General features: G+C 47.8%; 23 protein-coding genes. 8 read left to right on the top strand and 15 right to left on the bottom strand.

The genetic code is table 11. The features are described 5' to 3' along the window. Nucleotides 1-314 precede the first annotated feature (314 nt). The 4 genes from AAKU61_RS14565 to metX all read right to left on the bottom strand — a co-directional run bounded on the left by AAKU61_RS14565 (nucleotide 315) and on the right by metX (nucleotide 4,376). Nucleotides 315-1,199 carry a M48 family metallopeptidase gene (locus AAKU61_RS14565; RefSeq protein ID WP_354333336.1) on the bottom strand — a complete coding sequence of 295 codons (885 nt, stop codon included), beginning with the start codon at nucleotides 1,197-1,199 and terminating at the stop codon, nucleotides 315-317. 83 nt (nucleotides 1,200-1,282) lie between these two features. Beyond that, nucleotides 1,283-2,575, bottom strand: a complete 1,293-nt coding sequence (locus AAKU61_RS14560) for an AmpG family muropeptide MFS transporter (protein WP_503012618.1) — start codon at nucleotides 2,573-2,575, stop codon at nucleotides 1,283-1,285. Between the two features lie 2 nt (nucleotides 2,576-2,577). Continuing rightward, a complete protein-coding gene (gene metW, locus AAKU61_RS14555; RefSeq protein WP_354333334.1) occupies nucleotides 2,578-3,180 on the bottom strand; it encodes a methionine biosynthesis protein MetW in 603 nt (200 codons plus the stop codon). Beyond that, complete coding sequence (gene metX, locus AAKU61_RS14550; RefSeq protein ID WP_354333332.1) at nucleotides 3,177-4,376, bottom strand: homoserine O-succinyltransferase MetX; 1,200 nt, start codon at nucleotides 4,374-4,376, stop codon at nucleotides 3,177-3,179. Before metX ends, metW begins: the two co-directional genes overlap by 4 nt. A gap of 874 nt (nucleotides 4,377-5,250) precedes the next feature. On the opposite strand from metX, the gene AAKU61_RS14545 reads away from it, so the two are divergent. Genes AAKU61_RS14545 through AAKU61_RS14535 form a run of 3 tightly spaced genes read left to right on the top strand, consistent with a single transcriptional unit; the run spans nucleotide 5,251 to nucleotide 7,630 of the window. Next, nucleotides 5,251-5,556, top strand: coding sequence for a high-potential iron-sulfur protein (locus AAKU61_RS14545; protein WP_354333330.1), 306 nt, complete (start codon nucleotides 5,251-5,253; stop codon nucleotides 5,554-5,556). Between the two features lie 37 nt (nucleotides 5,557-5,593). Beyond that, nucleotides 5,594-6,925 (top strand): cytochrome C, encoded by a 1,332-nt coding sequence (locus AAKU61_RS14540; protein ID WP_354333329.1) that lies wholly within the window; start codon nucleotides 5,594-5,596, stop codon nucleotides 6,923-6,925. Further along, nucleotides 6,926-7,630, top strand: a complete 705-nt coding sequence (locus tag AAKU61_RS14535; RefSeq protein ID WP_322120838.1) for a c-type cytochrome — start codon at nucleotides 6,926-6,928, stop codon at nucleotides 7,628-7,630. A gap of 82 nt (nucleotides 7,631-7,712) precedes the next feature. On the opposite strand, the gene ptsP is transcribed toward AAKU61_RS14535, so the two are convergent. From ptsP to AAKU61_RS14495, 8 genes are all read right to left on the bottom strand, one after another. After that, a complete protein-coding gene (gene ptsP, locus AAKU61_RS14530; protein ID WP_354333327.1) occupies nucleotides 7,713-9,464 on the bottom strand; it encodes a phosphoenolpyruvate--protein phosphotransferase in 1,752 nt (583 codons plus the stop codon). Between the two features lie 89 nt (nucleotides 9,465-9,553). Beyond that, the gene (locus tag AAKU61_RS14525) at nucleotides 9,554-9,823 is read right to left on the bottom strand and encodes an HPr family phosphocarrier protein (protein ID WP_322120836.1); all 270 of its coding nucleotides are present in this window, start codon (nucleotides 9,821-9,823) and stop codon (nucleotides 9,554-9,556) included. A gap of 122 nt (nucleotides 9,824-9,945) precedes the next feature. Then, nucleotides 9,946-10,353 carry a PTS sugar transporter subunit IIA gene (locus tag AAKU61_RS14520; RefSeq protein ID WP_322120835.1) on the bottom strand — a complete coding sequence of 136 codons (408 nt, stop codon included), beginning with the start codon at nucleotides 10,351-10,353 and terminating at the stop codon, nucleotides 9,946-9,948. A gap of 94 nt (nucleotides 10,354-10,447) precedes the next feature. Next, nucleotides 10,448-11,386, bottom strand: coding sequence for a glutathione synthase (gene gshB, locus AAKU61_RS14515; RefSeq protein ID WP_354333325.1), 939 nt, complete (start codon nucleotides 11,384-11,386; stop codon nucleotides 10,448-10,450). A gap of 117 nt (nucleotides 11,387-11,503) precedes the next feature. Beyond that, entirely contained in the window at nucleotides 11,504-12,802 is a 1,299-nt protein-coding gene (gene gshA / locus AAKU61_RS14510; RefSeq protein WP_354333323.1) for a glutamate--cysteine ligase, read from the bottom strand. A 368-nt stretch (nucleotides 12,803-13,170) separates the two neighbouring features. Further along, on the bottom strand, nucleotides 13,171-13,470 hold the full coding sequence (locus AAKU61_RS14505) for an antibiotic biosynthesis monooxygenase family protein (protein WP_354333321.1): 300 nt from the start codon (nucleotides 13,468-13,470) through the stop codon (nucleotides 13,171-13,173). A 57-nt stretch (nucleotides 13,471-13,527) separates the two neighbouring features. After that, complete coding sequence (locus tag AAKU61_RS14500; protein WP_354333319.1) at nucleotides 13,528-14,538, bottom strand: AI-2E family transporter; 1,011 nt, start codon at nucleotides 14,536-14,538, stop codon at nucleotides 13,528-13,530. Between the two features lie 17 nt (nucleotides 14,539-14,555). Further along, on the bottom strand, nucleotides 14,556-14,954 hold the full coding sequence (locus tag AAKU61_RS14495) for an MAPEG family protein (RefSeq protein WP_354333317.1): 399 nt from the start codon (nucleotides 14,952-14,954) through the stop codon (nucleotides 14,556-14,558). Nucleotides 14,955-15,168: 214 nt separating this feature from the next. On the opposite strand from AAKU61_RS14495, the gene AAKU61_RS14490 reads away from it, so the two are divergent. Together AAKU61_RS14490 and AAKU61_RS14485 are read left to right on the top strand one after the other, a co-directional pair. Next, nucleotides 15,169-15,711: a glycine zipper 2TM domain-containing protein gene (locus AAKU61_RS14490; protein WP_354333315.1), complete on the top strand. Its 543-nt coding sequence runs from the start codon at nucleotides 15,169-15,171 to the stop codon at nucleotides 15,709-15,711. Nucleotides 15,712-15,980: 269 nt separating this feature from the next. After that, nucleotides 15,981-17,516: a sensor domain-containing diguanylate cyclase gene (locus tag AAKU61_RS14485; RefSeq protein WP_354333313.1), complete on the top strand. Its 1,536-nt coding sequence runs from the start codon at nucleotides 15,981-15,983 to the stop codon at nucleotides 17,514-17,516. Here the strand turns inward: AAKU61_RS14485 and AAKU61_RS14480 are convergent. Both AAKU61_RS14480 and AAKU61_RS14475 read right to left on the bottom strand, forming a co-directional pair. After that, the gene (locus tag AAKU61_RS14480; RefSeq protein WP_354333311.1) at nucleotides 17,501-18,340 is read right to left on the bottom strand and encodes a Rossmann-like and DUF2520 domain-containing protein; all 840 of its coding nucleotides are present in this window, start codon (nucleotides 18,338-18,340) and stop codon (nucleotides 17,501-17,503) included. The two genes, AAKU61_RS14485 and AAKU61_RS14480, sit on opposite strands and share 16 nt — an antisense overlap. Further along, nucleotides 18,337-18,990: a Crp/Fnr family transcriptional regulator gene (locus AAKU61_RS14475; RefSeq protein WP_354333356.1), complete on the bottom strand. Its 654-nt coding sequence runs from the start codon at nucleotides 18,988-18,990 to the stop codon at nucleotides 18,337-18,339. The genes AAKU61_RS14480 and AAKU61_RS14475 overlap by 4 nt, the downstream gene beginning before the upstream one ends. Before the next feature lie 559 nt (nucleotides 18,991-19,549). Here AAKU61_RS14475 and AAKU61_RS14470 point away from each other — a divergent pair. Genes AAKU61_RS14470 through AAKU61_RS14460 form a run of 3 tightly spaced genes read left to right on the top strand, consistent with a single transcriptional unit; the run spans nucleotide 19,550 to nucleotide 23,285 of the window. Continuing rightward, nucleotides 19,550-21,517, top strand: coding sequence for an AMP-dependent synthetase/ligase (locus AAKU61_RS14470; RefSeq protein WP_503012617.1), 1,968 nt, complete (start codon nucleotides 19,550-19,552; stop codon nucleotides 21,515-21,517). 17 nt (nucleotides 21,518-21,534) lie between these two features. Continuing rightward, nucleotides 21,535-22,368: an ABC transporter ATP-binding protein gene (locus AAKU61_RS14465; protein ID WP_503012619.1), complete on the top strand. Its 834-nt coding sequence runs from the start codon at nucleotides 21,535-21,537 to the stop codon at nucleotides 22,366-22,368. 20 nt (nucleotides 22,369-22,388) lie between these two features. Next, nucleotides 22,389-23,285, top strand: a complete 897-nt coding sequence (locus tag AAKU61_RS14460; protein WP_354333350.1) for a branched-chain amino acid ABC transporter permease — start codon at nucleotides 22,389-22,391, stop codon at nucleotides 23,283-23,285. Between the two features lie 6 nt (nucleotides 23,286-23,291). Here AAKU61_RS14460 and AAKU61_RS14455 read toward each other — a convergent pair whose 3' ends face one another. Further along, nucleotides 23,292-23,576, bottom strand: a complete 285-nt coding sequence (locus AAKU61_RS14455; protein WP_354333309.1) for a hypothetical protein — start codon at nucleotides 23,574-23,576, stop codon at nucleotides 23,292-23,294. Nucleotides 23,577-23,584: the final 8 nt, after the last annotated feature.

Genomic DNA, 23,584 nt, shown 5'->3' with positions numbered 1-23,584 from the left:
ATCATCGTGTAATTTTATTAAAAGCAGAGAACGTGCCACGCTTTGGAGTGCCTTTCAGCAAAAACTAAGCTGAGACAAATATCGGGTGATTTTTACACTTTCTTACCAGATATACATTCACTGAAATAAAGTCTAGCACACAAAATTTTGGGTAAGCAAAGTCTGGCATTCAATTATGAACAGTTGATGACAGGTACTAAATTCGCATTAAAACGTGTCATAAATGCGACTTTTTGGACTTTTGAGTCAAATTAGCACCACAGATGTGCGAAGCACATGAGCAGCTAGACAAGCCGCTTAGGCAAGCAGTTGTCTCAATTAATAGCGGGGATAGTTTTGATATTCGTTCGGTAAGGCGGCAAATTAGCGAGGAGAATGCCTTGTTTCTTGGCAAACAAAGGTAACACTTCTGGCAAATGACGTTGAATTTCAGCAATTCTATTTTGACCAGCAGGATGGGTGGATAGCCATTGTGGTGGCGCACCTTTATTGACCATTGCCATTTTTTTCCAAAGCGCAATACCTGCGCGCGGGTCGTAACCAGCACGGGCAGCGATGTCTAATCCGACCACATCGGCCTCGGTCTCGTCGTCACGGGAAAATTTCAGCATGCCAACATTGGCGAGACCGCCTGCCACAGAACCTGCCACGTTAGGATCGTAGCCTTTTGCACCCGCTACGATTTCTGCCAGCTTGATACCAAAATTGGCGGCAGCCGCCTTGCCCGCCCGCTCTGCGCCATGTTCACGCAAGGCATGCGCAATCTCGTGTCCCATGACAATAGCGACTTCATCGTCCGTCAATTTGAGTGTATCGAGAATGCCGGTATAAAACGCGATTTTGCCGCCAGGCATGCAATAGGCGTTGATTTGCTTGGAACCGATTAAGTTGACTTCCCACTTCCATTGCGGCGCACGCTCGTTCCAGCGCAATGCCAATGGGATTAAGGCTTTGGCGATTGCGCGTAAACGTATCAGTTGTGGGTTGCTGTCTGGCGCTAGGGCATTTTGCTGTTGAGCTTGCTGCATCGTCTGGCTATATTGCATAGCCGCTTTGGATTCTAAACCTCCACCCAATTTGCGAAAGATCGACATTTCACCAACCTTGACGCCATCCTGGCCGCTATTTTGTGCACAGGTAGGGGTAGCAAAGGTGAGGCAAACAGCGGACACAAGAATGGCAATGCGAGCTGGCGTCATAGTCTGGCGTTAGAAAATGGAATAAGCATGAAATGGTGGCGCTACATCCAATTTAAAGTCACCGGTAAAACGAATCACTTTACTCACTTTGCATTCCATGGCGCGATTTTCGGGAGTAACAACATACCGGGAATCGCAATAACGAAACAGAAAATGAAAAAGTAAAACCAGCCTGTCTCCGCCACAATAAAGCCGACAGAGGATGTGACAAAGGTGCGCGGCACAGCCGCCAGACTAGAAAACAAAGCAAATTGCGTTGCGGTGTAGCGCGGATCGGTGGTTCTGGCGATATACGCCACAAACGCTGCGGTTCCCAGTCCGACCCCAAATCCCTCAAAACCAATCGCAGCAGCCAGCAGATACAGGTTGGGGCCTACATAAGCTAACAAGGCAAACCCCAAACTGGTCAATGCCTGCAAGACACCAAAAATCCATAAAGCGCGGTTAATCCCTAACTTCACCATCCAGATACCGCCCACGACACCACCCGCGATACTGGCCCAAAACACGGTGAGTTTAGCGACAACGCCAATCTCAGTTAACTGAAATCCCAGATCAATAAAAAACTTGGTCAGTAAAGCACCGGCAACGCTGTCGCCAATCCGGTATAAAAAAATAAAACTCAATATCCACAAGGCAGTCACCCAACCATCGCGTGCGATAAATTCTTTAAAGGGTAATACCACCGCTTCTCTGATATTTTTTGGCGGCGCTCCGTACATCGTCGGCTCCGGTGCCAGCAGCGTACAAATTAGGCCTGGCAACATAAACGCAGCAGTTACCCAAAATACTAAATTCCACGACACATGATCTGCCAAAATCAAGGACAAAGATCCCGGCACCAAATTGGCAACCTTGTAGGCATTGACGTAAATCGCTGCGCCTAAACCTTGCTCGTTATCTAGCAAAGTCTCACGCCGATACGCGTCAATCACTACGTCCTGGCTTGCGGATAAAAAGGCAACACCGACCGCTAATGCAACGATGATCGGTAACTGAGTTTGGGGATCAAACATGCCCAAACTACCGATGGAGAATACCAATAAGACTTGTGTCAGCGCCATCCAGCCACGTCTGCGTCCTAGCACGTTAAAGCTAAACCGGTCCATCAACGGTGACCACAAAAACTTCCAGGTGTAGGGAATCATCACCAGGGCGAACAAGCCTATCGCTTTTACATTAAGCCCAGATTTTGCCAGCCATGCCTGCAGCAAATTGACTAGCAAATATAAAGGCAGCCCTGAGCTGAATCCTAGAAAGACGAGTACTAACATTCGCCTGTTCAGATATTCCGTCCAGTGAATAACGCTTTCTGATTTGGTCTCGACTTCTAATGGTAATTCCGCCGATGTTGCAGGTGATTTGATATCGGTCATCCTTATTTCTTCCGCAGTCTAAAGACCGCCAAACTACCGCGCAAATTAGGTAAGAATTGTATCGGCTTGCCTTCATGCAAAGCGACGCACTCTAAAACTTCCAGACCGACTTCGGTCGCCAGATCAGAAAAATCATAAATCGTCGCGCAGCGTAAATTGGGTGTGTCGTACCACTCGTAGGGCAAGGATTTAGACACCGGCATTTTGCCGCGTAGCAGCGCAGTGCGATGCGGCCAATAACCAAAGTTAGGGAAAGACACAATCGCCTCGCGCCCTACTCTGGCAATGTCGCGCAGCAAAGGCTCTACATGCTTCATCATTTGCAATGACGATAAACACAACACGGTATCAAAACCATTATCCTGAAACATACTGAGGCCGTTTTCCATATCTTGCTGAATCACATTGACGCCGCGTTTGGCGCACGCCAATACTTTGTCGTCGGCGATTTCTGTGCCGTAGGCGCTGCATTGCTTATCGCTTTTTAAATAATCGATCATGACACCATCGCCACAACCGACGTCTAGCACCCGCGATTGCGGCTTGATCCAATGTGCAATAAATGCCAGATCAGGGCGGAGCTGACTGAGTTCAGAAAAATTCATGCAAGCTCCTGGTCGATATTCGCAAAATAAGCAGCGATTAAATTCAAATAACGAGCGTCGTCGAGCAAGAAGGCATCATGCCCATGCGGTGCATCGATTTCTGCGTAGCTGACGATGCGCTGATTACTGACCAGAGCCTGCACAATATCCCGGCTGCATTGCGGTGAAAATCGCCAGTCCGTCGTGAATGAGGCAAGCAGAAATTTTGCCTTGGTCTTTGCCAGCGCCTTACTCAGATCGCCATCAAACGCGCGGGCGGGATCAAAATAATCCAGCGCTTTCGTGATCAACAAATATGTATTGGCGTCAAAATAATCCGCAAATTTATCCGCTTGGTAGCGTAGGTAAGATTCAATCTCAAAATCAATCCCAAAGCCGAATTGATATTCGCCAGTGCGCAGATCACGGCCAAATTTTTCCGCCATATCGTCATTGGATAAGTAAGTGATGTGACCAATCATGCGTGCGACTCGTAAGCCGCGACGCGGAACCACCTTATGCGCATAAAAATCGCCGCCATAAAAATCCGGGTCGGTCAAAATCGCCTGCCGTGCGACATCATTGAAGGCGATATTTTGCGCTGACAATTTAGCGGTCGAAGCGATCACGACACAATGCCGCAAACGATCTGGAAATAACATGCTCCACGCCAGCGCCTGCATGCCGCCAAGCGAGCCGCCCATCACCGCGGCAAACTGCTGAATACCGAGATGATCCGCTACCCGCGCTTGCGCTTGCACCCAGTCCTCCACCGTCACTACCGGAAAATCCGCGCCATACGGTTTGTCCGTTTGCGCATTGTTGTGCATCGGTCCGGTGGAACCAAAACAAGAGCCAAGATTGTTGATGCCGATCACAAAAAACCGGTTGGTATCGACCGACTTGCCAGGGCCAATCATGTTGTCCCACCAGCCGATATTTTTTGGGTCGTCGGCATACGCACCAGCGACGTGATGCGAGGCGTTGAGCGCGTGGCAAATCAGTACAGCATTGGATTTGTCGGCATTCAGCGTGCCATAGGTTTCTATCATCAGATGATAGTCGCTGATCGTTGCGCCACTTTGTAAAATCAGCGGCTGATCAAATTGTATCGTCTGCGGCGTGACAAAACCGATTGATGACAATGGCGTTGTTGGCACTGGCGGCGCCGATGCCGGTGTTGAAACTGATGTTGTCGATGACGGTACGGTAGTCATGCGTCTTCCTAGCGAGAATCATCTCGTTTTACATTAATTCAGGAAGGCTAAAAGAAGGGCTGAATGAGGAGGAGAGGCGGCATTCAAGCTCGCTTTAGCCGTATTTATTGTTTCAGAAAATTTTCCAAAACGGCGCCCGCAAGCTGATTTCAAATCGGCGCAATGGGTAAAGGATAACGAAGTATCGCGGTGGCGTCAAACCGGAACAAGTCCAGAGATGTATCACTCGACGCTCTCGATGGTATCCAAGCAAAACTAACGAAGTTTTAAGTACGAGGCGTTAGAATTTCGCGCCGTACTGATTAATGACTTCGACGTTTGTAAGCAATTGATAGTGACAGCAATATTCACATGGGGAACTCAATATGTAAAATGTAGTTTAAACGCAAATTATATACTCCCCATATGTATATATAAAATTCCCCCTATATACGTGGACAAATCCACTTTTTAGATAATTTATTCTGGAGTATATGAATAAAGCATTTTCCCACACTCAAACAGATGTGGCCACTGCATATGTCAGTGTCATTTCGTTTAGCGACTTCGGAAGGTCTCTGCGAAAACTATCTAAATAATTTGCAGACCCGAAGTCAAAGCGTTCTCTCTAAGAGCGATAACTCACAAGTAAATACCCAAAAATACAGGCTTTGACCGATACGCAACATGTCTGATGTCGTAACACAGACCTATCTGTTCACAAACATCTCATTAGTGACCAGCTTTTGACATAGATCAAGGAAAGATCATTCGTAGAGCCTATGCTTAAAGGTATGGCATTTTGCTGATTGTAACTTTCAAGACGCTCACGGATCACTCTATCCAATAATTACTCAATAACAAGCACTTTCTTTGCTATTACTTAGGAAATCAAATGTCAAACCGCAGAAAATTTATAGCCCAACTGAGCTGGGGGAGTGCTGCCTTTTTATTAAAAAACGCCAGTGCCCAAGTTGTGATGGTTAATGAAACGGATCCACTGCCCTCGTCTATGGGCTACAAAGAAAATAGTAATAAAGTCGATGGTACAAAATATCCTAAGCACGCTACCAGCCAGCAGTGCAGTAATTGCACTCTATACCAAGGAAAAACGGAGAATATTACCGGAGGTTGCGCACTTTTCTCAGGAAAGCAGGTAACTAGTGTTGGCTGGTGCAACGCCTGGTCAAAAAAACTGTAAACGTTGAACACAACAAACAGAAGGAGCAAGGCAAGCGATGAACTCCCTTGAGAAACCCATTTCTTTAATTAAATACTGGCACTACAAAATACTATTCATTTTTTGTAATTTTTTAATTCTCTCTTCAGTACACGCATTACCTTCTTTCGCCAGACAGACAGGACAAAACTGTGTTGCATGCCATGCCGGGGGACAATTTCCTGAATTAACGCCATACGGGCGGCTATTCAAAATGACTGGCTACACCATAGGTGAAAGAGGAAATCCTTTAGCAGTGATGGCAGTCGCAAGTTATACAAAAAGTGCGACTCCAACCGCTGACGCCGCGTTTGCAAAAGATGCAGTAGCGCTTTTTCAAACAGGTAGCGTTTTTGTGGCAGGCAAAATCACAAATAATGTCGGCATATTTGCTCAATTTACTTACAACAATTACAGCAATCAAAATACAGATACGAATCAATGGGAAGGCAAATGGGGATCAGATAACTTTGACCTGCGCTACGCTGATCGATATATCGATGCAAATCGGGATTTGATTTTTGGGTTTAGTCTCAATAACAATCCGTCTATATCGGATCCTTGGAACACCGCTCCCGCATGGTTGCAATATGTTCCGACTGGCTTTGGCGTGACCGGCGCCGACGCTAGTCCAATAATCACACAACTAGGCTCGCAAGTAGCAGGCACTGGTGCATATATTTTCTTAAATCAAACTATATATGCTGAGATTTCGGGTTATCAAACTGCGAACGGCTCATTCTCTTTTTTGAGTAAAGGTATAGCTAATACTGATCAGACCAAACTAAAGGGAATTAATCCCTACATTCGCTTGGCACTTAGCCACGATTGGGGTCCGCATAGTGCTATGGTAGGCCTGTTAGCGATGAACACTGATGTCTACCCTGATAACCTGACTCTTGCAGGTCCTACTATTAAGTACCGCGACAGAGGAGTGGATGCCCAGTATCAATATTTACTCGATCCCCATTCTGTTACTGCACAAATCAGCTATGTACGCGAAACCATTAACAATGGAGACATCACTGGCGTAAGTGCAAACGCTTCCAACACGCTAAATCAGCTAAAAATGAAAGCCAGCTATATTTATCGAGCCAAATATGGAGGTAGCCTGAGTTATTTCAGTACGACAGGAACATCCGACAATATCTTATATCCTGATCCTGCCAGTAACCCGGATACTCGAGGATTTGTGCCAGAGTTATTTTGGACGCCAGTACAATATCTGAGAATTGGTGCGCAGTATTATCGATTCAATAGATTCCATGGTGCATCTGTTAATTACGACGGATCAGGACGAAATGCGAAAAATAACAATACGTTTTTTCTGTACGCATGGGGAGCCTATTAAATGATCAATCGTGAACAAGCAACATATCTGCGTCACCAATTTCATGGGGAACAGAGGCGCCGTAAGAGCAATACATTTCTCTTACTCCTGTTAGGTACTAGTATTTTCTTAAGTGCTTGTACTTCAGAGGAAAGATCGCGAGCGCTAGACGATCCTACAGTATTACCTAAAACGGTGGCGCTTCAGGTTTGCTCAAATTGTCATGGGGTAAACGGTATTTCGACTTCGCCGATTTTTCCCAACTTAGCGGCGCAATCAAAACTCTACCTGACTGAACAATTGAAATCGTTTAAAACTCATGGCCGTTCAGACCCTGAAGGATATGAATACATGTGGGGTATCAGTGCACGTCTGACAGACAATCAGATTGAGGGGCTAGCGCAGTATTTTTCTGAACAGCGTGCTCCTGCAGGGAAAAAGTCCAGCGAAAATCTGTTAATTGCAGGAAAAGCGATTTATGAAAAAGGCATTACAGCAAGCAATACTCCCGCTTGCGCCAGTTGTCATGGCCCTAAGGCTGAGGGCATGCAACTATTCCCTCGTTTGGCAGGTCAGCATGCGGACTATACTAAGAAACAATTAATGGTCTTTAGAAATACCGATCAGCGGCCTGAGGGTGCACTGATGAAAACAATCGCGCATGGATTGAAAGACCAAGACATCGAAAACATAGCCATTTATTTAGAGGCGATGCCGTCTAGTTGAGTTAAGTTGATCGACGTCAGGTCTGTCTGCAAAAGCAGATCCGGCGTAAATCTACTTTTTTTAAGCCATTCCCAATATCAAATCAGGCGATGGCTAACTGAGCCAAACTTTCCTGAATCACATCAGGATCGTAAGAGCGCAGAATCTTTTTGACCAGAGATTGCAAGGACTCGATATTGGTATTGAGGATTTCTTGTTTAACCTCTGGCAGCAAAGCCGGGGGCATCGATAACTCGCGGAATCCCATCCCGATCAGCAAGCGCGTCAAACGGATATCACCCGCCATACCACCGCAAATCGCGACCGGAATTTCGGCCTTTTGCGCGGCGCTGACGGTCATCGCCAGCAACTGCAAAATGGCAGGATGAATGTCGCTGTATAAATGGGAGACCTCATGATCAGCGCGATCAATTGCCAGCGTGTATTGGATTAAATCGTTGGTGCCGACTGATAAAAAATCCAGCTTTTTGACAAACATCGGCAAGCTGAGTGCCGCAGCAGGAACCTCGATCATGGCGCCAACCGGGACTTTGTCATCAAACTTTTTATCTTCTGCCAGCAAGGATTTTTTGGCCTGTTCTATCATCGCCAGAGATTGATCAATCTCAAATGCGTGCGCCATCATCGGGATCAGAATATGCACCGGTCCAAAAGCGGAGGCGCGCAAAATCGCACGTAATTGCGTCAGGAATAATTGCGGCTCGGCCAGGCAATAGCGGATTGCGCGCAAGCCCAATGCGGGGTTCAGAATATTGTGATCTGTGGTGTCGAGTGGTTTGTCAGCGCCTACATCGAGGGTACGGATGGTGACGGGCTTGCCTTTCATGGCGAGCACGGCATCGCGGTAGGCGACGAACTGTTCTTCCTCGGTAGGTAATTCTTGCTCGTGGCCGGTACGTCCCATGAACAAAAACTCTGAGCGAAATAAACCAACGCCGCTGGCACCAGCTTCCATCGCGGTGATGGCATCTTGCGGCAATTCGATATTCGCCAGCAGGGTGATCTCGATACCATCTTGGGTAATGGCTGGGGTCTTTTTGAGCCGGGTTAATTTTTTACGGGTTTTGAGTAAAACCGCTAGCAGGTTGCGATATTCCTCAATCACCTGAGCCGAGGGCGCGACGATGACAACACCTGCGTCACTATCAATAATCAGCCAGTCGTCTTGCTGAATCAGATGAGAAGCGTTGCCCAAACCAACCACGGCAGGAATACCCAAACTGCGCGATACGATTGCCGTGTGGGAGTTTTGGCCACCTTCATCCGTCACAAAACCGCTGAAAGCCGCATCGCGGAATTGCATCATATCGGCGGGTGAAATATCCCGCGCAACGACAATCATATTCCCGCGGCGTTCATCCACATTGGCGTCACGTGGTAAGTCATTAGCGCTACCGGTTAAGACTTTGAGCACGCGCTCGGCAACTTGCTGGATGTCAGCTTTGCGTTCACGCAGATAGTCGTCTTCTATCTCATCAAACTGCGCAGACAAGGCATCGATCTGAGTCACCAGCGCCCACTCTGCGTTGTAATTGCGGGTGCGGATGATTTCTAGCGGCGCTTCAGAGATCATCGGGTCGGACAAGATCAGCGCATGTACATCCAGAAAAGCGCCAAGCTCGGTCGGCGCATCCAATGGCAGATCGGCCCAGATGGTTTGTAGTTCTTTGTGGACCTGAACGATGGCATCTTGCAGACGCAGCACTTCTGATTCGATCTGCTCCTGGGCAACAAGGTAATGCTCGACATCCAGCGCGGCGGGACGCATTAAGTGAGCGCGTCCTATGGCGATACCGCGTGAAACGGGGATGCCCTGCAATGTAAATGATGCCATGCTGTTGTGTCCCCTTTACTCTTTTTATTTTTGCTACGAGCTGATGGCGTTGGCTTTAGCAGCCAGAATTTTGGCGCTAGCGATGTTCACTACTCGCCCTCACCAAACTTGTCATTCACCAACGCAAGCATGGCGTCAAAACAGGCTTGTTCGTCCTCACCTTCGGTCTCCAGCAAGACTTTGCTGCCTTTGCCTGCGGCTAGCATCATCACGCCCATGATCGATTTACCGTTGACCCGGCGGTTATTGCGGGTGAGCCAGACCTCACACTTAAATTTGCCCGCCAGTTGAGTGAATTTTGCTGATGCTCGTGCATGCAGGCCCAGCTTATTTACGATTTCAATTTCTTGTTGGATCATTGCATTTTCACTTTACTCGACATAATGAACGACCTTATTGGTTTATTAGCTTGAATCTGAACCTACCTATAACCGTACATATAACCGTATTTATCCACTTACTGACAACCTCAATTACCTACTCAGTTAGGAGAAAGCCTTACCCGGTTATCCACTCGCAAAGCGCCATTTTGCCCGCCCGCCAAAGCCATCTCCACCACTACATCCAGAGTATCGTGACGATAGGTAATAGCGCGCAGCAACATCGGCAAGCTGACGCCGGCAATGGTTGCCACCTGATCAGGCTCACCTAACTGACGACAACAGTTCGACGGTGTACCGCCCAACACATCTGTCATGACCAGCACACCGGTACCAGCGTCGAGACGTTTAATCGCTTCTTTTGCAAGGCGATTAACGTCATCAATATTCTGGTCAGCGATCACATCAATCGCTTCAAAATGTTCTGGCATGCCGCGAAACACATGCGCCGCGGCCTGCATAAAGGCCGACCCCAGCGGGGCATGGGTTAATAAAAGTATTCCAACCATATTCACATTTCTTGGGAGTATGCACAAAAACCATGCTTACATCCCATTATTTATCTGGACACCAGAATATACTCTATAGCAGTATATTCTTCCATCAAATAGCGGACTCCAGCGCATCGATGAACATGCCAGCCACATTAAAGCCTTTTTGCTGCGTAATTTCTTGAAAACAAGTCGGGCTGGTGACGTTGACTTCCGTTAGATAATGCCCGATGACATCTAATCCTACCAGCAACAGACCACGCTGGTACAGTATTGGCGCCAAAGTCTCTGCAATCTCCAGATCGCGCGCAGTGAGTTCTTGCGCCACTCCGATGCCGCCAGCGGCAAGATTGCCGCGTACTTCGCCGTTTTGCGGGATACGTGCTAGCGCAAACGGCACCACTTTGCCGCCAATCAGCAAAATCCGTTTATCGCCATACACGATCTCAGGAATATAGCGCTGCACCATGATGGTTCTGGCACCATTCAAGGTCAAGGTTTCAATGACAGAACCCAGATTCATGCCATCGTCACGGATGCGGAAAATGCCAGCGCCGCCCATACCATCTAGCGGCTTTAAAATAATATCCTGATGGGTCTGATGGAAAGCACGAATCCTTTGTTCATCCCGCGTCACTAGCGTCGGCGTAGTGAACTGGCTGAATTGCGCAATACTCAGCTTTTCATTGTGATTACGGACCGCTGCAGGCTTATTAAATACCCGTGCCCCCTGCTGCTCCGCCAGCTCGAGCAAATACGTCGCGTAGATGTATTCCATATCAAATGGCGGATCTTTGCGCTGTATAACCGCATCAAACGCACTTAGTGCTGACGCTTGCGGGGCTTCGGCACGATACCAGTCATGCGCGTCACCCGTCAGATTGATCCGACGGACATTTGCCACCACCACGCCGCCTTCTAAGGCCATGTCGTCTGGTCCGAAAGCAAACAACTGGTGCCCGCGAGAATCCGCCTCGCGCATCATGGCGAAGGTGGAGTCTTTATAGGTTTTAAATTGATCGAGCGGATCGGTGAGGAAGACGATTTTCATGGTGGATCTTTAAATTACTTCTCAAATTAGAATTGCTCGGCATGTCAATCTCCCTCACCCCCAACCCCTCTCCCGCAAGCGGGCGAGGAGAGCGGACGAGACTAATCCGATATCGGCTTAATACACCTCAGGATTTGGATCTGTTTTTTCCAACTCCAGCGACGCTGCCAATAAGGCCAGACGTGCTACCACGCCATACATATAAAAACGATTCGGTGCGGCGGTGCCTGGTTTGGCGGTGATATCCGGTACGGCATGTTGCTGAGCAAATGCCAGCGGCACAAAATGCATGCCCGGTGCGTTTAAGTTTTCATCGACACCGCGATCTTCATGCACGCGATAGAAGCCGCCAACGACGTAGCGATCCATCATGTAGACGACAGGCTCGGCGACGGATTCGTTGATCTGCTCGAAGGTGTGTACGCCCTCTTGTACGATCACATCGTTGACTTCCAGACCTTCTTTAACGACCGACATTTTGTTGCGCTGTTTGCGGTTTAAATCACGTACTTCGCTACCATCACGCACCGTCATGATGCCCATGCCATAGGTACCGGCATCGGCTTTGACGATGACAAACGGTTTTTCTTTGATGCCGTATTCTTTATATTTTTTGCGGATCTTTGCCAGAATCGTATCGACGGTATTGGCTAGTTCATCCTCACCAATCCGTTCGTGGAAATTAATGCCGGTACATTTGGCAAAATAAGGATTCAGCATCCACGGATCAATATCAATCAGCTTGGCAAATTTCTTGACGACTTCATCATAAGCGGCAAAGTGATTGGTCTTACGACGTACTGCCCAACCTGCATGCAATGGCGGCAACAAGGTTTGCTCATTCAGATTTTCTAAAATCGGCGGGATACCTGCCGACAAATCATTGTTGAGCAAAATCGTACAAGGATCGAAATTCTTCAAACCAAGGCGACGGCCATTGGCGGAGCGTTCCAGCGGTTCTAAAATCAATTGCGTACCGTCTGGCAGATCAATCGCCGTTGGCTCTTTGATGTCGTCAGATAAAGTGCCGAGACGGACATTTAAACCTGTCTGACGGAAAATTTGCATCTGGCGTGCGACGTTTTGCAAATAGAACGCATTGCGCGTGTGGCGCTCCGGGATCAGCAACAAGTTTTTAGCGTCTGGACAGTATTTCTCAATCGCGGCCATTGCCGCTTGTACTGCCAGCGGTAACATTTCTGGAGAAAGATTATTGAAGCCGCCAGGGAACAGATTGGTGTCCACCGGTGCCAGTTTAAAGCCAGAATTGCGCAAATCAACTGAGCAGTAAAACGGCGGCGTATGCTCTTGCCATTCCAGACGGAACCAGCGCTCGATCGCAGGCGTGGCTTCGAGTATCTTTTTTTCTAAATCGAGTAAGGGGCCGTTGAGGGCGGTAACGAGGTGCGGAACCATGATGTCCTTTGTAGTATAGCTGGGCAGGGTACTGCTGATATGCGTAGTGCGCTAAATTGCTGAATAGCATAGGACGGATTCTAACGGGAATCAGCAATTGACGTGCTTGGCTTGTCTAACTTGGGATGAAATAACAATTATCAAGACATGACAGTTTTGCCACGCGATTCTCGGACTGCTTTTGCGTAGTCCTATGATTTGAAAGTGATTATTATTTCACAATGATTATTAAACTATCTTGTGTATCACTAGCTCAAATACCAATAAATACTCCCTACATGTATTTATTAGTTGTCCAGAGATTCATTGGACAATACGGCGTTATTGATCAAAAAATAGGGGAGTATATTGAATTCCCCTTGATAACTTTATGATCTAGCAAGCAGATTGAAATGTTCTACCGTTGGCGGCACGGCGAAGAAACCGCCGACAATCGCCCGCCATTCCTGGAACGCCGGTGACTCGCGGAAATCGACGGTGTGGTTTTCCAAAGTCTCCCAAAAAATCATCAGGACGTAACGTTCCGGCGACTCTATTCCTTTGTTGATTTTGTAACCACTAAACCCTTTGGCATGAGAGATCACTTCGCTCAGGCCACGTTGGATGGCGATATCAAATTCGGCTTGTTTGCCTGGCTGGATACGAATATCGGCGAGTTCTAAAATCATTTTATTTCCTTTAAATTAATAACTACGGAAGCGTATTGAGGTAGAGCCCATTGGCAACTACACCAAGCCCTGATCGCTCAATTCCCTTTTAATATACGCATAAAATACTGGGGCTGCTACAACCCCCGGCACGCCAAATATGGTTTCCATGACCAAAATCGCGGTCAACAGCTCCCAGGAACGGGCATTGACTTTGGAACCAATAATTTTCGCGTTTAAAAAATATTCCAGCTTATGTATCACCACCATAAATACCAGCGAGGCAACAGCCGTATGCAGAGAGTGCGACAAACTCACCACCACGATCACCGTATTGGACAGAATGTTGCCTACCACGGGGATCAGTCCGGCCAAAAAGGTAATCAAAATCATACTTTTGGTCAGTGGCAAATGAATACCGGCTAATGGCAAAATCACTAATAAATAGATCGCTGTAAATGCGGTATTAATCAGCGAGATGCGCACTTGGGCAAAGACAATTTTCTGAAACATCAGACCCAAGGTCACCACGCGCTGATGCAAAGCGGCTGCAAATGGACGGTAGTTGGCATGCTGTGTCGTCTCCTGCAAGGCGACCATACTACCAATGATCATTCCCAGCAGCAGATGCACAATCACATGTCCAGCCTCTTGCACCAGCAATTTAGCTTCGGATGCGTGTTCTCTAAAGCCGTTGGTCAGTAGCTCTCGCAAGGCATCTGCGCCTTCTGGCAAGTTATTACTGACCCAATCCGGCATCTGGTCGCTGGAGGCATCAATAATGTCGGCCATTTTTTGCAGCAGCACGTTAAGGTTGCCGCCTTCACTGCGCAAGTAGGCGTAGAGCAGCCAGAGCACCAGAGAAATCGTGGCAATAATCACTACCGACAAGAAAATAACCGCAATCATGCGCGATTGCTGGCTGCTGAATTTTCGCTCTATGGTAGGCGCGAGTAAGTGAATCAGGGAATAGACCAGCAACCCAGAAAACAGCGCCACCAGCAAACCCATCTTCAGCACAACATATAAAGCGATGGCAGCCAGAATATAAGACGCCCAAACGGGACCGGTAGTTTTAGAAGTCAGCATCGATAGATCAGTCAGGGTTAATGAGTTAAAAATAAAGGCTGCACCAAACCAAATATTGCCATTAATAATAATGCCAGCGAAGCCAGTGTAGCGATCATAAAACCGGGTGCCCGTTTTTTAGCATCTTGGTAATATGCTAGCGCATACATCAAACGCCCCACTACCCAGACTGCGCCTGCGATCCCCGCAGCACGGTCACTAAACCACATGGCGGATAGCCACAAAACGGGCAAGAAAAAGATAATTTGCTCAAGCGTATTGGTTTGTACCCGCAAAGCTCGCAGAAATTCAGGCGGACCGTCCATCGAAGGCGCAAGCACTTTGTGCTGCATGCGTGCTTTTCCTGCATTGATAAAAGTCCAGAAATATACGGCAAGCGCCGCGATCGTCGCCCAGCTGGTCCATTGTATTTGCATAGTTGCCTTTTTTAAAAATATTAAGGTCTGTTTAGAATTTGATTAAGGTTTGATCAAGACATTACAACCATTAACATCAGAATAACTTAATTTCAGAAAATTGCTTTATATGTCATGGTTGATACAGAGTTTTACATTTAAATTTCAAATCATGTCTTCTTTTTTTGGAGCCAGACGTTATATGAGGACTGTGATTAATAAAACGAGGTACAAAATGACACTCAATCTGAAGAAAACAGCCCTTATTTCAGCAACGACTGCATTCTTAGGTCTTGGCATGTCCATAGCGCATGCAGCAGATTACGATGATTTCGCTCGCGTCATCAATGTTGCGCCTCAAGTCGAACAGGTCAACGTGCCGCGCCAAGAATGCCGCACCGACTATGAGACCGTACAACGTCAGCAGCCGCAACAACAGCGCAGTGCTGGCGGCTCCATCATCGGCGGTATCGCTGGTGGTTTGCTGGGTAGCCAGGTGGGTGGTGGCAATGGTCGCATTGCAGCCGCAGCCGCAGGTGCGATTGCAGGTGCAGTGGTGGGTGACCGCGTAGACAACAATGGTAACAACGGCGGCAATCAACAGCCCACTTACGACAGTCAGCCAGTGCGCCGCTGTACTAATGTGGATCATTGGGAAACCCGCAATAATGGTTATGCCGTAACCTATGAATACCAAAACCGCACTTACACTAGCATCATGCCGTACGACCCAGGTTCACGCCTGAAATTACATGTATCAATCACACCACGTCCTTAAACAGGGATTTGAAGAACGCTAGCAAACACACTGCCGCACTCTGAGTTGAAAAAATTGCCGCAAATAGCGGCAATTTTTTTCGTCATTTTTCCCCGCAATTCGCACACATCCCCTCGAATTTAAACGAGAATCCGGCGGCCTTTATAGTATGATCTTGCCGCAACACCACAAAAATTGATTTGTGCCACAGGTACATCTGATCTTCATTTTGGCTCAGACGCATCGCCAGACACGCAGTCAAACATTTACCGCGTTTTGATTTTCATCTTATGCGAAAAATATTAAAACAATACGGTTTGCTCATCTGCCTCTCGCTCATCCTGATCGCTGGATTTGGATTTATTACGTTTGCCAGTTATAAAGTATCGCGCGATACGGTGTACCAAAATAGTTCTGAACAAGCTTTACCGGTTACCAGCGACGCTGTGCTTGCAGAACTGCAAAAGGATATTTTGCGGCCCGTTCTGATCGCTTCGCAAATGGCAAATAACACGTTTGTGCGTGATTGGATCATCAAAGCAGAACTTGATAAGACAACTGATCAACAATCGGACCAAAAGTCAGAACAAAAATCAGACCAAGAACAGCCACAAAATACAGAACAAATCACGCATTATTTAAAAGAAATCAAATCAAAAAATAATGCCGCTACCAGCTTTTTAGCATCCGCCATTACCCATCAATCTTATTCGCCCGATGGCACGCAAAAAACGATCACCGCTAGTGAAGCGCGTGACAAATGGTTTTTCCGCGTAGCAAATTTAAAAACCGCTTACGAAATCAATGTCGATACCGATGTGGTCAACCGTGACAGCATGACGATTGCTATCAATCACCGGATACTGGATTACAACGGTAAATTTATTGGCGTAGCAGGTGTCAGCGTTACCTTAGATACGATGAGGCGTCTGATCGATAGCTATCAATCGAGCCTGCATCGCACTATTTATTTTGTAGACCAAAAAGGGACAATAGTTTTAGCTGGCAGCGCGATGAGACGAAGTCTGAGTAATCTGCAAGATACGCCGGGTATGCGCAGTATCGCCGGACAAATTTTAGCTAATAAAAAAATTGACTCGCAATTTCTGGATTATAAAAACGAAACCGAAAATATCGCTGTCAGCGAGCGGTTTATTCCAGAACTAGGCTGGCATTTGCTGGTTGAGCAAGAAGTCGGCAGCAATATCAAACCGCTGCAAGATATCTTCCAGATTAACCTGGCAGTTAGTGCCGCGATTATGTTGATCGTGATCGTATTATTAGTGTTGTCGGTGCGACGCTTTCAGCAACGCTTAGAAAAATCTGCGGCCACCGATCAACTGACATCACTCCCTAATCGCCATGCATTTGATTTTGTTTTTCAGCAAGCCTTACTCGACAGCGGGCGCTCACGCTTACCGTTGTGTGTGGCGTTGATCGACATCGATTTTTTCAAAAAAGTGAATGATAAAAATGGCCACTTAGTCGGTGATCATGTTCTGAAAGAAATCGCTTTGATTGCCAAACGTTCTTTGCGTGAAAGTGATGTCATTTGCCGCTGGGGTGGTGAAGAATTTTTGATCTTATTAAAAAACTGTACCCTGGAAAAGGCTACCTCGATTGCCGAAAATCTGCGCAGTACAATTGCGGCGAATGATTTTTCACGCACCACCGATCTGGCGAAAAAGCGTTTGGCAGTTACCGTCAGCATGGGTGTGGCTCAATGCAAAGATAACGAGACGGAAGACAGCGTATTTGATCGTGCCGAAGTAGCGCTACAACAAGCCAAAGAGAATGGTAGAAACAGCGTTTATTTCTCTGAATAAGGTGTCTGCTTGCGCTGCGCCAAGGCGACCGTTGGTGGGGTAAACGCTTGATATAGTGCACCTGCGCTTGCATCCCAATCGTTGACAACCTGCAGCTGCTTAGCGACTGTGGTCATATCTCCCCGCGCAATGGGGCCGGTCAGTGCGGCAGCACTTCCTAATTGAAAAACGTTATCCAAACTTTGTTGTGCCAGGGGCTGTGCCATCGCCTTTGCCAATTCTGGCGGTATGCCTGCCGCCTCGTAAGCATGCAAAGCAATATCCATCAAGGTCACCAGATAATTACTCGCAAATACCGACCCTGCGTGATATAGCAACTTATTCTCGGCTCTAATCTGAACAGTCTGTGCACCGGTTTTTTGTATGGCTGGAAGAAGGACATCCAGCGCACGGTCATCACCTTCCAAACTACAAATCGTCCCGAGAAAATTGGCGGCAACATAGGCAACATCAGCAAAGCTGCGCACAGGATGAACGCTGGCAACCGCCGCACCTGTCGCAATCGCTGCTACTAATTCGCTGGATGCTTTCGCACCGCTGCAATGGAATACGATGTTGCTTGCAGCCAGCAAACCCGCGTCTGCCAATGACTGACAAGTAGCCGCAATATGATCGTCCGGCACGGTCAGCAGGTAAATATCGGAAGGAGTAAGTTCCGCTATCGCAGACACCGCGCTGCCGGCACCAACCATCGCCACTGCTTGCTGCCCGCTGGCCAGCGTACGATTACAAATTTGCTGAATCGTAAATAGTTGGTGTTGCGCGAATTGCTGTGCGAATACCTGACCCACTTTGCCTGCACCGATCACTGTCAGCGTTTTCATTTGGCGGCATCTCCCAAAAAACTACGCAAGCCTTCAAGATCGAGTACGGTAATACCACCGTAGTCAATGCTCAGCAATTTTTGCTTTTCTAATATCTGTAACGCTTGATTCGCTCGCTGACGTGACACACTGGAAATATAGCCAATCTCTTCCTGAGAAATTTGCAATTGCATACTGGTGCCGGGATTCAGATAGGGATTGAATAAGGACGCCAGGCAGCGTGCTACCCGGGTGTCAGTATCGAGCATGCGATCGTATTCCACCAGTGAGATAAACAAGCCTAAGCGTTCATTGAGTTGTTGCAATAAAAAACGGTTAAACGGAATACTGTTATCCAATAGCCAGTCAAAGGTACTGCGCGGCATAAATGCTACTCTGGTGTCGCGCAGGGCGACGACATCATATTTACGTGCTTCTGTCTTAAGCACCGAGCCTTCGCCAAACCAGCCGCCTGCCAGCATGCAGCTATAGGTCACGGTCTTGCCCTCGGGTGACATACTACTCATCTTCAAAAAGCCGTCAATCACGCCCATCCAATAGTCAACCGTATCGCCTTTGCGACAGACGTAGCCGCCTGCGGGGACAAAACGCTCTGTGACTTCGGCTTCTACCTTTTGCATATGCTCCGGCGTCAACATGTTCGCCCACATCGTACGGGAAAACCGGTCGGTAGAAGTCACTGCTGAAGTCAACGTTGATGCTGATGTTGACGCTGGAGCAGAGCTTGAGGACGACGATAGATTTGGCTGAATCGGCTGATCTGGAGGAATTGGTTGCATCATTTTTGCTATATTAATATGGTGCAGCGCACCACCGAAATTGTGTTGTTTCAGCGAGATTGTCGGGCAAATGACAGCACTGAGAATTTGATCTGGCTACACTCCAGCTAACAAAAATACCTAATAGGACTTACACAAAACCGCCCCAGCTGCGTTGCAGCGTCTAGCCGTACTTAAAGTACTGTCGTCGTCGCTACGCCTTGCTGGGTCAATTTTGCGTAAGTCCTACTTGATAAGAATATTTACTAAAAATGGTACTGAGACATTGTATAAGCGAAACTCAAAGCAAAGTCAGCAAATACAATTCCTGATCATCCACGCCCCCCGATATATATGTAAGCGACGCTAACAAAGTTAGTAAGTATGCCGTAAGGGATAGTGAGGACACTCAGTCGATAATCATAAAACAAGTATGAAGTGATGGAGACAAATGAAGCATATCGACGTCAACCAAGCAATGCCGGATTACACCACCTTCCCTAAGCTCCTGCTACGTAATGCGCAATTGCATGCATCGCGTCCGGCGTTCAGAGAAAAGGATTTGGGTATCTGGCAAACCTGGAACTGGGCACAAGTCTGTGATGAAGTCCGTGCGCTGGCTTGTGGGCTTGCAGCGCAGGGATTCCAGCGCGGCATGCACCTTGCCATCATTGGCGATAATCGTCCGCGTTTATATTGGGCCATGGCTGCCGCGCAATGTCTGGGCGGGATTGCGGTGCCGCTTTACCAAGATTCACCAGCGGCAGATATCGCTTATGTGCTGGAGAATGCAGAAATCCAGTTCGCAGTTGTAGAGGATCAGGAGCAAGTCGATAAACTATTAGAAATCAAACAGCACTATGCCGGGATTAGTCATATCGTGTTTGACGATGATCGCGGTATGCGTCATTACCACCAAGACGAACTCACCTCTTATGCCGTGCTGCAAGACTTGGGACGCGCTTACGACAAAGCCCATCCGGACTTTTTTATCCAGCAAGTTAACTTAGGTACAGCTGACGACACCTCCGTCATGCTCTACACCTCAGGCACTACCGGCAAACCTAAAGGCGTATGCCAAAGCCATCGCTCGTTTATCCACGCAGCGACAGGCGGCACAGGCTTTGATCAACTCAGCGAACGTGAAGATATTTTGTCTTACCTGCCAATGGCCTGGGTTGGCGATCACTTGTTCTCGTATGCACAAGCAATGACGGCAGGCTTTACCGTCAATTGCCCTGAGTCCGGTGAGACGGTATTAACCGATTTACGCGAAGTCGGACCGACCTATTATTTTGCTCCGCCACGTGTGTTTGAAAATATGCTGACCACGGTCATGATACGAATGGAAGATGCCAGCGCCATCAAGCGTAAATTGTTTCATCACTATATGGAAATCGCCCGCGAAATTGGTAGCGATATTCTGGATGGCAAACCCGTTTCACTACTCAACCGCATCCACTACGCAATCGGTAATTTGCTGATCTATGCGCCCTTAAAAAACGTGCTCGGCTTATCACGTGTGCGGGTTGCTTATACCGCCGGTGCTGCAATCGGTCCTGATCTGTTCCGGTTTTATCGCTCTATCGGCATTAACCTCAAGCAGTTATACGGCTCCACCGAAACCTGTGCCTATGTGTGCTTGCAGCCCGATGGCAACATCAAATTTGATAGCGTAGGTCAGGCAGCGCCAGGCGTAGACATTAAACTCGCCAGCAATGGCGAGGTACTGGTGAAATCGCCCTCAATGTTGTCGGGCTACTATAAACGGCCCGACGCCACTGCCGAGGTGATGGATGCAGATGGCTACTTCCATACGGGCGACGCTGGAATATTTGATAGCGATGGCCACTTAAAAATCATCGACCGTGCGGCTGATGTGGGCAAGCTGATCAATGGCGATATCTTTGCTCCCAACTATATTGAAAACAAATTAAAGTTTTTCCCCTATATCAAAGAAGCCGTCGCCTTTGGCAATGGTCGCGATACGGTCTGCGCTTTTATCAATATTGATCTGGAAGCCGTCGGCAATTGGGCAGAGCGGCGCGGCATTGCTTACTCTGGCTACACCGATCTGGCAGCCAAGGCAGAAACTTATCAGTTAATCGTTTCTTGTGTCGAGAAAGTCAATGCCAATCTGGCGGGCGAAGCCCTGATGGCTAACACCCAGATTCATCGCTTTTTGATACTGCACAAAGAACTTGATCCCGATGATGATGAACTCACCCGCACACGCAAAGTACGACGTAGTTTTGTCGCACAAAAATACGCCGTGCTGATCGATGCGCTGTATTCCGGTAAGCAGTCACAGTACATAGAAACTCAGGTCAAATTTGAAGATGGCCGTCAGGGATTAGTCAATGCTGATTTGCATATCAGCGACGTAAAAACCTATGCAGCGCATCAACAGGCGGCATGACTCATGAAAAACACAGTATGAATGCGATGGTAGATCCGATGACGATGGTGACTATGGCGACGCCCACGAATGGCAGAAAAATCGGCGAAGTGATCCTGGATTTGCAGGGCATCTCGCTGGCGTTTGGCGGCGTTAAAGCGCTGACGAATATCTCTTTCAATGTCAGAGAGCATGAAATCCGCGCCATCATCGGCCCCAACGGTGCAGGTAAAAGTTCAATGCTCAATGTGATCAACGGCGTGTATCACCCGCAAGAAGGAATGATCACTTATCGTGGTCAGCGGCGTAAAGATATGAACACCTATGCAGCGGCAAAAAGTGGCATCGCCCGGACATTCCAGAACATCGCTTTATTTAAAGGCATGAGCGTACTCGACAACATCATGACGGGACGCAATCTGAAAATGAAAAGCAATTTTCTGATGCAAGCCTTGTATTGGGGACCCGCACAAAAAGAAGAAATCGAACATCGTCAAAAGGTCGAAGAAATCATCGATTTTTTAGAAATACAGCATATACGTAAAACACCGGTAGGTCGTCTGTCTTACGGTTTACAAAAACGGGTAGAACTAGGTCGTGCCTTAGCAGCAGAGCCAGAAATCTTATTGCTAGATGAACCAATGGCAGGCATGAACGTAGAAGAAAAACAAGACATGAGCCGCTTTATTCTGGATGTCAACGATCAGCTCGGCACCACCATCGTATTGATTGAACATGATATGGGCGTGGTCATGGATATTTCAGACCGCGTGGTCGTGCTGGATTATGGCAAAAAAATTGGCGATGGTACTCCGGCGGAAGTGCTGGCGAATCAGGAAGTGATTAACGCGTATCTCGGCGTCGCCCATTGAAAGGCTAGACCAGAATGAATATCAATTTTTTCTTTGAAGTCTTAATCGGCGGCTTGCTCTCTGGTGTGATGTACGCACTAGTGGCACTTGGCTTTGTGCTGATTTACAAAGCCTCCGGTGTATTCAATTTTGCCCAAGGCGCGATGGTGTTTTTTGCGGCATTGACCTGCGTTGGTCTGACTGAGAAATTCGGCTTGTCATTGTGGCTGGCAATTCCACTCACGATGGGTGTGATGGTCTTACTCGGCTTGGCGATTGAACGTGTGGTATTGCGGCCTTTGGTCAATCAACCTGAGATCACCTTATTCATGGCAACCATCGGTTTAACTTTTTTTATCGAAGGCTTGGCGCAATTGCTGTGGGGATCGCAACCACACCGCCTGAGCTTGCCAATCGAAGATGTGCCGATTGAATATCTGATGGAAAAGTTCAACATCATCATCTCGCAATTTGATGTCATCGCCGCGCTGATCTGCGCGCTGCTGGTTACTGGGCTGGCGTTGCTGTTCTCTAAAACCAAAATTGGTCGCGCCTTACGCGCCGTAGCGGACGATCATCAGGCGGCATTGGCTGTTGGCATCCCCCTACAACAAATTTGGGCTGTAGTCTGGTCAGTGGCAGGCTTGGTTGCGCTGGTAGCGGGCTTGCTGTGGGGCGCACGTAACGGCGTGCAGTTTGCGCTGACGTTTGTCGCACTAAAGGCGCTGCCCGTGTTGATTCTGGGTGGTTTTACCTCGGTACCGGGTGCGATTGTCGGTGGCTTGATTATTGGAGCGTCTGAAAAATTAGCTGAGGTCTATATCGGCCCTATGGTTGGCGGCGGCATTGAAGGCTGGTTCCCATATGTACTGGCATTATTATTTTTGCTAGTACGGCCAGAAGGTTTGTTTGGCGAAAAAATTATCCGGCGGATTTGATTTGGCTTAGCTAAGTTGGACGAGTTGGACGAAATGGGAGCTTCTAAAAACCTTTAATCGAGATGCAGCGCTGGTCGTAGGGTGCGCCATGCGCGCCGCAGCGCGCAGCACCAACTGTGTACTGGTGCGCATGGCGCACCCTACGATGATCAGGTCATTTATTACAATGATTTTTAGAAGTTTATGAATTAGAACGTCCAATACTTCTGTGCCTTCCCAGGCAAAAATGGCCTGATAGCCGCATAGATATTGGAGATAAAAAATGAAAATATCTAAAAATGGTTTCAACATAAAGGAAA

Source organism: Undibacterium sp. GrIS 1.2 (genome assembly GCF_040544435.1).
Lineage (GTDB): Bacteria > Pseudomonadota > Gammaproteobacteria > Burkholderiales > Burkholderiaceae_D > Undibacterium.
The sequence above is the reverse complement of the archived record's forward strand: the minus strand, read 5'-3'. Positions and strand labels throughout refer to the sequence as shown.

What these genes read in the sequence shown, in the direction of transcription:
- AAKU61_RS14525 (WP_322120836.1), bottom strand. Translation starts at nt 9,823, where the DNA reads ATGATCCAACAAGAAATTGAAATCGTAAATAAGCTGGGCCTGCATGCA.
- ptsP (WP_354333327.1), bottom strand. Translation starts at nt 9,464, where the DNA reads ATGGCATCATTTACATTGCAGGGCATCCCCGTTTCACGCGGTATCGCC.
- AAKU61_RS14560 (WP_503012618.1), bottom strand. Translation starts at nt 2,575, where the DNA reads ATGACCGATATCAAATCACCTGCAACATCGGCGGAATTACCATTAGAA.
- metX (WP_354333332.1), bottom strand. Translation starts at nt 4,376, where the DNA reads ATGACTACCGTACCGTCATCGACAACATCAGTTTCAACACCGGCATCG.
- AAKU61_RS14475 (WP_354333356.1), bottom strand. Translation starts at nt 18,990, where the DNA reads ATGTGGGCGAACATGTTGACGCCGGAGCATATGCAAAAGGTAGAAGCC.
- gshB (WP_354333325.1), bottom strand. Translation starts at nt 11,386, where the DNA reads ATGAAAATCGTCTTCCTCACCGATCCGCTCGATCAATTTAAAACCTAT.
- AAKU61_RS14540 (WP_354333329.1), top strand. Translation starts at nt 5,594, where the DNA reads ATGAACTCCCTTGAGAAACCCATTTCTTTAATTAAATACTGGCACTAC.
- AAKU61_RS14485 (WP_354333313.1), top strand. Translation starts at nt 15,981, where the DNA reads ATGCGAAAAATATTAAAACAATACGGTTTGCTCATCTGCCTCTCGCTC.
- gshA (WP_354333323.1), bottom strand. Translation starts at nt 12,802, where the DNA reads ATGGTTCCGCACCTCGTTACCGCCCTCAACGGCCCCTTACTCGATTTA.
- AAKU61_RS14470 (WP_503012617.1), top strand. Translation starts at nt 19,550, where the DNA reads ATGAAGCATATCGACGTCAACCAAGCAATGCCGGATTACACCACCTTC.
- AAKU61_RS14500 (WP_354333319.1), bottom strand. Translation starts at nt 14,538, where the DNA reads ATGCTGACTTCTAAAACTACCGGTCCCGTTTGGGCGTCTTATATTCTG.
- AAKU61_RS14520 (WP_322120835.1), bottom strand. Translation starts at nt 10,353, where the DNA reads ATGGTTGGAATACTTTTATTAACCCATGCCCCGCTGGGGTCGGCCTTT.
- AAKU61_RS14455 (WP_354333309.1), bottom strand. Translation starts at nt 23,576, where the DNA reads ATGTTGAAACCATTTTTAGATATTTTCATTTTTTATCTCCAATATCTA.
- AAKU61_RS14535 (WP_322120838.1), top strand. Translation starts at nt 6,926, where the DNA reads ATGATCAATCGTGAACAAGCAACATATCTGCGTCACCAATTTCATGGG.
- AAKU61_RS14490 (WP_354333315.1), top strand. Translation starts at nt 15,169, where the DNA reads ATGACACTCAATCTGAAGAAAACAGCCCTTATTTCAGCAACGACTGCA.
- metW (WP_354333334.1), bottom strand. Translation starts at nt 3,180, where the DNA reads ATGAATTTTTCTGAACTCAGTCAGCTCCGCCCTGATCTGGCATTTATT.
- AAKU61_RS14465 (WP_503012619.1), top strand. Translation starts at nt 21,535, where the DNA reads ATGAATGCGATGGTAGATCCGATGACGATGGTGACTATGGCGACGCCC.
- AAKU61_RS14565 (WP_354333336.1), bottom strand. Translation starts at nt 1,199, where the DNA reads ATGACGCCAGCTCGCATTGCCATTCTTGTGTCCGCTGTTTGCCTCACC.
- AAKU61_RS14480 (WP_354333311.1), bottom strand. Translation starts at nt 18,340, where the DNA reads ATGAAAACGCTGACAGTGATCGGTGCAGGCAAAGTGGGTCAGGTATTC.
- AAKU61_RS14495 (WP_354333317.1), bottom strand. Translation starts at nt 14,954, where the DNA reads ATGCAAATACAATGGACCAGCTGGGCGACGATCGCGGCGCTTGCCGTA.
- AAKU61_RS14505 (WP_354333321.1), bottom strand. Translation starts at nt 13,470, where the DNA reads ATGATTTTAGAACTCGCCGATATTCGTATCCAGCCAGGCAAACAAGCC.
- AAKU61_RS14545 (WP_354333330.1), top strand. Translation starts at nt 5,251, where the DNA reads ATGTCAAACCGCAGAAAATTTATAGCCCAACTGAGCTGGGGGAGTGCT.